Source organism: Streptococcus mitis, assembly GCF_019929545.1.
Classification (GTDB): domain Bacteria; phylum Bacillota; class Bacilli; order Lactobacillales; family Streptococcaceae; genus Streptococcus; species Streptococcus mitis_BU.
On sequence record NZ_JAHZPT010000008.1, the window covers coordinates 56,662 to 62,842 of the forward strand.

The window sequence follows — 6,181 nt, forward strand, 5'->3', positions numbered from 1 at the left end:
CTACTCCTCTAATAGTTTTTCTACTTGTTCGATTTGTTTGGCAATTGTGAATTGTTGAATGAATTGGCTAGCCTCATTGACATCAAAATTTGAGGCAGAGGTCATGTAGTTCGTAATTGCCTGAGCTGCCTCTTGATTGCTCTCAATGATTTGGCCAAATCGTCCTTCTTGGGATAATTCCTCAGCCCCTCCGACATCCGTAGAGACAAAAGGAAGTCCCAGACTCAAGGCTTCCACATACACTCCAGGAAAACCTTCTTGTTTAGACATAGACAAGAGAACTTTCATCTGAGATAAATACTGATAAGGATTTTTTTGATAACCAAGGAAATGTACATAGTCTTCAAGCTCATATTCTTTAACTCGTTTTTTCAGTTCCTCTTCCATATCCCCAGCCCCTATGAAGTAGAGATGATAGTTTTTTCCCTCTTGGTGTAATAATCGTATCACTTCTACCACACGGTCAGAACCCTTATTTTCCTCAATCCGTCCGATAGTACAGATACTTTGAGGCGCAATCTCGATATCAATTTTCTCTTGAGATTTTTCTAGAAGACTCTTAAAATCATATCCATTGTAGACCGTCTGTAATTTCGAAGCATAATCTGGATAGACTTCCTTGATAGAATGACTGGTCTTTTTTGAAATTCCTACAATGGTATCCGCAGCATCCAACTGGCGTCTATGTGATTCTCTTTTTGAACTATCCTTAAGAAATTCTTCGATACTTCCATGAATCCAAGAGATCTTCTTGACTTCTTTTCTTTTAGAGAACAAAAGTGGAGGATTCATAATGGTAAAGGAAACCTCAACATCATAGTCATCTTTCACCAGTAAGCGACGTGTCAATCTTGGAAAATAAATTCTCATTCTCCACAAAAGAGCTCGAATCCATCTGGCTTGGCGATAATCCTGAAAGGATTTTAAAATGCGTACATGCTTGGGAACAGATTCGTATCCCTTATCAAAATGTTCCATTTCCAGAATATCAATATCATACTTTTCTGGATCTAGATTTGAAACAATGGTAGATAGAATCTTCTCTGCTCCACCCCCGAGAGAAAAAGACCACATAAAAAATAATATTTTTTTCTTAGCCACCATATTCTCCCTTGTATTCTGTATAAGACTTATCCATATCAGCGATGACAGCATCATGATGTGGTAGCTGCTTATCTACTGGTGGCGGCGTCATATAATCCCCAAAAGCAGTGCTGAGATAAGCATCATAGCCGACTGGAACGGGCATCTCTGTCTCTTCAAATGGCAAGAAAAGATTATCTTCAAAAGATTCGATTAGGTACTTGTTTCTCATGTAACCAGGACCCGAGCATAATTCCGTGATTCCATCGCTCTCATCTAGACTGTACTTGGTCATTTCTTTTTCAGCTTTTTTCCAAATGCGATAACGAAGAGATTTTGGAGTCAAACCGAGTAAAATGCAACTTCCCCATTTCATAAGTGCGCCATGTTTTTCTGGAATAGTTTGGGCACAAAAGAGTGAATAAATCAGTGCCCAGCGAATCTGCTTCTTTCGCTCAGCTGAATTTTTCGGATAATAATCCAAAGGCAACACATCCAAGGCCAAACCATGTGGTAAATTCAAATCCTGCTGGTAAGGTTTGATACAGGTGGTTTCCTTGTCACGAATGGTAATAAAAAGATTACGATCGACAAAATCCTTGTTACTCTTTGACAAGAAATAACGCTCATCTGCATAACGAGGCCATATTTCTGCTAATTTCTCATAATCCTTACGAGGCATAAAAAAGTCTAGGTCGTCATCCCAAGGAATAAAACCCTTGTTTCGAAGGGCACCAATAGCACCTCCTCCACAGAGATAACAAAGTAAATCATGTTCCTTGCAAAAAGCAACAAAATATTCAGCCATCTCCAGACTACGAGCCTGAATTGCTTTTAAATCAGTCATATTGTTCATTATTCTTTCTATCGTATCGTTTCATTATACCACAAATAGGGGGTGAAAATCTATTGCAGACTGTAAAAAATCAAAGCCTGACTGCTGGATAAATAGCCTTCAAACTTTGATTTTTCTGTCTTATCTTATCTCATTCCCATTTGAGCTAGCTTGGTTTGATATTTATTTTGGTCTACTAAGAGTGCCTGTCCTCCATAGACATCATAGGCATCGACCCAATCACCCAGTTCTGGAACTGTTAATCTCTCAATACCATTTTGCGCTCCATCTAGGAAGGATAAGCCATTGGTCAATAAGAAACTATAGGGAACATTCGTAGAGGTCATCCCAAAGACCTTACCAAGTGCTTCTGATCCAGTAAAGAGTTTGGTTGGATCCTTGAGTTGTTGCAGAACAGCTGTCAATACTTGCTGTTGTCTCTTGGTACGACCATAATCACCTTCATCGTCATCACGGAAACGTGCATAATTGAGCAAGGTTGAACCGTTCATCTGCTGTTTCCCAACTTTAATAGTCTGGGTTGGTGACTCTGTTTCCGTAGCATGTAAATCATCTCCGACTGTAGCTTCGGTTAAAGGTTGACCTTCTAAGGTTGAGAATTTGGCATCAATCGTCACACCATCAGGAAATAGAGTGTCAATAGCAGTTGCGAATGCCTGGAAGTCTACCAAGGCGTAGTACTTAATGTCCAAGTCAAAATTATCTTTCAATACTTGGCGAACCATTTCTGCCCCTTTTTGCCCCTCTTGTTCTCCTAGTTCATAGGCCACATTCAACTTATTATCTGACTGCTTTCTACCATTAATGACTTGACTGTATCCGTCTATATAAACCAAATTGTCACGCATGAAGCTGACCAGCTTGATTTTCTTATCTGAGCCACCAACGTTTAGTACCATAATAGAGTCCGTTCTCGTCTCAGCACTATTTTGGCCAATCCGTCCATCCGTTCCCATAATCAAAATATTGACCCCATCCTTGGTATCTTGACCATGAAAAACTTCTACTTGAGCTGCCTTAGCATTGGCAGGTTTGTTTGGATCCGCATTTGAATAACCTTTTAGGAACATAAAAATCATGCCAAAACCGACACAGGCTAGAAGGGCAAGCAATCCTGCAAAAATGCGCCCCCAACGAATCTTACGTTTTTTGGACTTAACCTTTGGAAGAGGATGACTTTTCTGATATTTTTTTGCACGACTACGGTTACCATAGGATGGAAGAGGAGACTGATTGACTGGTTCCATGAAAGACTCTTCCATATCGTGATTTTCATTATAAATTTCTGGAGAAGCTTTACTACTGCTAGCCATATTTAACTTACCTTGCAGGTAAGCAAACTCTTTTTTCTCTCGCTCATTGAGGTAATGAATATTCTTAAAAAGATAGTCATAACGCAACTGCTCGTGGTGGCTTAAGGGATTTTCTTTACTCATCTTCTCTCCTTTCCATGGTCTGATATTGGATAAATAGGATAGGCGCCCAGTACTTTATACTGGATTCCAATCGCTTCTAATTCTTTTTGGGCAAAGTGGACTAGGCCCTTATCAGTATAGTCCACATCAATAATGAAAAAGTATTCTCCCAGTGCTGTCTTGAGTGGCCGACTTTCAATTTTTGTCAGGTCAATTCCTCTCCAAGCAAAGGTCGACAGGGCCTTATAAAGTGCACCTGGAAGGTTGTCCGGTAAGGTCAAGGCCAAACTCATTTTTTCAGTTTGTGATTTCAAGGGAATAGAAGGCATTTCAGCTCCCAAAACCCAGAAACGTGTGAAATTAGCTTCCATTTCTTGAATATCTTCAGCAATCAGTTCCAAGCCATATTCTTCAGCAGAACTTCTAGGTGCAATGGCTGCATAAGGCTGGTCAGGATGTTCGGAAATAAAGCGGGCCGCATAGGCTGTACTAGCAGTCACCTCAATTTGAGCATCTGGATACTGTTCATCGATGAATTTCTTTCCTTGAGCCAAAGCCTGTGGATGAGAAAAAATCTTTTCAATCTTAGTGTGACCTGGAACCACCATCAACTGCTGATGAATAGGCTGAACGATTTCTGCAACTGCTTGAATGCGAGCCTGATGAAAAAGGTAGTCCAAGGTTTCATGAACACTACCCTCGATAGAATTTTCAACTGGTACCACAGAATAGTCCACCAAGCCTTGCTCATAGGCCTTAATGACATCTGTAATATTGGCAAAGGCCTGCAATTCCTCATGAGGAAAAGCTGTCTGCACAACATGGTGTGAAAATGATCCCTTGGGACCTAGATAAGCAATTTTCATCTCAGTTCCTCTATAATTTCCTCTGGGCTTAACCTGGTCACATCCAAAATCCGACTAGCCACTTCCTCATACCAAGCCTGTCGTTCTTGGAAAATAGCTGCTAGTTCTTCCTTGCTATTATTTAGAAAAAGCGGACGCTGATTGTCCTTATCAGCTGCGATACGGTGGTAGAGAGTTTCAAAATCGGCTTTCAGGTAGATATTATCAGAATTGGTCTTGAGTAAGTTGCGATTTCTCTGAGAAATAACCACTCCTCCACCAGTTGACACAACTTGATCTCTTTGTAGTAACTCAGCTAATACTTCTGACTCTACCTGTCGAAAGGCCTCTTCTCCCATTTCCGAGAAAAATTCCGAAATAGACATGCCTAAGCGCTTCTCTATCAGAGCATCCATATCGAGATAATCTGGATCCAATCCTCTTGCAATAGTCGATTTTCCAGCCCCCATAAAGCCTAATAACACCTTAGCCATGAATCAAGCTCTCCAAATCATCAAAGAAGCTAGGATAGCTGGTATTGATAGCTTCAGCACGGTCAAGCTCCACCTCTCCATCAGCAACCAAGAGGGCCGCGATAGCTGTCATCATACCGATACGGTGGTCACCAAACGTATTGACTCTAGCACCGTGAAGGGCTGATTTCCCTTTGATAATCATTCCATCAGCTGTAGGAATAATATCTGATCCCATGCTATTTAAGGCGTCTGCCACAACCTGAATGCGGTCTGTTTCCTTGACCTTAAGTTCCTCAGCATCCTTGATAACTGTGACACCTTGGGCTTGGGTCGCCAGCAGGGCAATAATTGGCAATTCATCAATCAAGCGTGGAATCAAAGCACCACCAATCTCTGTTCCTTTGAGGTCTGAAGACTCAACAGTTAAGGTAGCAGATTTAGCGACTGGGTCAATTTCAGTTATTTCTAGTTTTCCACCCATGGCACGAATGACATCGATAATTCCTGTACGCGTTTCGTTAATACCTACATTCTTAAGCACTACACGAGAATTTGGAACAATCAAACCTGCGACTAGCCAAAAGGCTGCACTGGAAATATCTCCTGGAACAACCACCTTTTGTCCAGTCAGTTTTTGAGGCCCTTGGACTGTGATTTTCTTGCCATCCACACTTAAATGACCACCAAATTGTTGCAGCATATCTTCAGTATGATTACGAGTGCACTCTTTTTCGATAATTACAGACTCCCCCTGAGCCTGCAAGGCCGCAAAGATCAAGGCTGACTTGACTTGGGCAGAGGCAATTGGCAACTCATATTGAATAGGTCTTAGGATTTTCGTCCCTTTTAAACGCAAAGGAGGCAAGTCTCGCTCAGTTTGCCCTGAAATGTTAACACCCATTTTTTTCAGCGGAATCGTCACACGGTCCATAGGACGTTTGGAAAGACTGTCATCTCCAAACATTTCTACTTCAAAGTCTGCACAAGCAAGGACACCTGAAATCAGGCGAATCGAGGTTCCAGAATTTCCCATATCAAGGGCATTTTGCGGAGCTTTTAAACCATCCATACCTACACCTTGAATGGTAATAACCTCATCTTTATCCTCAATCTCAACACCAAGGTCACGAAAGACTTGCATGGTCGAAAGGACGTCTTCGCCACGTAATATATCATAAACCTTGGTCTCACCCTCAGCCAAACTTCCAAAGATAATGGAACGATGGCTGATAGACTTGTCACCTGGAACTCGGATACTGCCGTGTAAGTGGCTAATGTTTGTTTTTAGTTTCATACTGGACCTCATACTTGCAATACTTTTACTTATTTTATCATAAAAAGCCAGAAATTCCTTAAAAATTTCTGACTTTATGATAGCTATTTTCTTATTTTAGCAATTCTTTTTCATTTTCAATTTACCAACTATCTGAAGGGCACCTCTAAAAACTCCACTCTTATCACAAAAGAAAAAATCAACTGTATGTGTCTCATTTAGTTGGCACATTC

At 41.0% G+C, this 6,181-nt stretch carries 6 protein-coding genes; all 6 read right to left on the minus strand.

The genetic code is table 11. The features are described from left to right. Nucleotides 1-1,104, minus strand: a complete 1,104-nt coding sequence (locus K1I71_RS04145) for a glycosyltransferase (RefSeq protein WP_223330282.1) — start codon at nucleotides 1,102-1,104, stop codon at nucleotides 1-3. Beyond that, nucleotides 1,094-1,939: a LicD family protein gene (locus K1I71_RS04150; RefSeq protein WP_080983305.1), complete on the minus strand. Its 846-nt coding sequence runs from the start codon at nucleotides 1,937-1,939 to the stop codon at nucleotides 1,094-1,096. Before K1I71_RS04150 ends, K1I71_RS04145 begins: the two co-directional genes overlap by 11 nt. 125 nt (nucleotides 1,940-2,064) lie before the next feature. Further along, the gene (locus K1I71_RS04155; RefSeq protein WP_125393024.1) at nucleotides 2,065-3,375 is read right to left on the minus strand and encodes an LCP family protein; all 1,311 of its coding nucleotides are present in this window, start codon (nucleotides 3,373-3,375) and stop codon (nucleotides 2,065-2,067) included. Further along, entirely contained in the window at nucleotides 3,372-4,220 is an 849-nt protein-coding gene (pheA, locus tag K1I71_RS04160) for a prephenate dehydratase (protein ID WP_223330283.1), read from the minus strand. The genes K1I71_RS04155 and pheA overlap by 4 nt, the downstream gene beginning before the upstream one ends. Continuing rightward, nucleotides 4,217-4,693, minus strand: coding sequence for a shikimate kinase (locus K1I71_RS04165; RefSeq protein WP_223330284.1), 477 nt, complete (start codon nucleotides 4,691-4,693; stop codon nucleotides 4,217-4,219). The genes pheA and K1I71_RS04165 overlap by 4 nt, the downstream gene beginning before the upstream one ends. Next, nucleotides 4,686-5,969 (minus strand): 3-phosphoshikimate 1-carboxyvinyltransferase, encoded by a 1,284-nt coding sequence (aroA, locus tag K1I71_RS04170; protein WP_223330285.1) that lies wholly within the window; start codon nucleotides 5,967-5,969, stop codon nucleotides 4,686-4,688. The genes K1I71_RS04165 and aroA overlap by 8 nt, the downstream gene beginning before the upstream one ends. Between the last annotated feature and the right edge of the window lie 212 nt (nucleotides 5,970-6,181).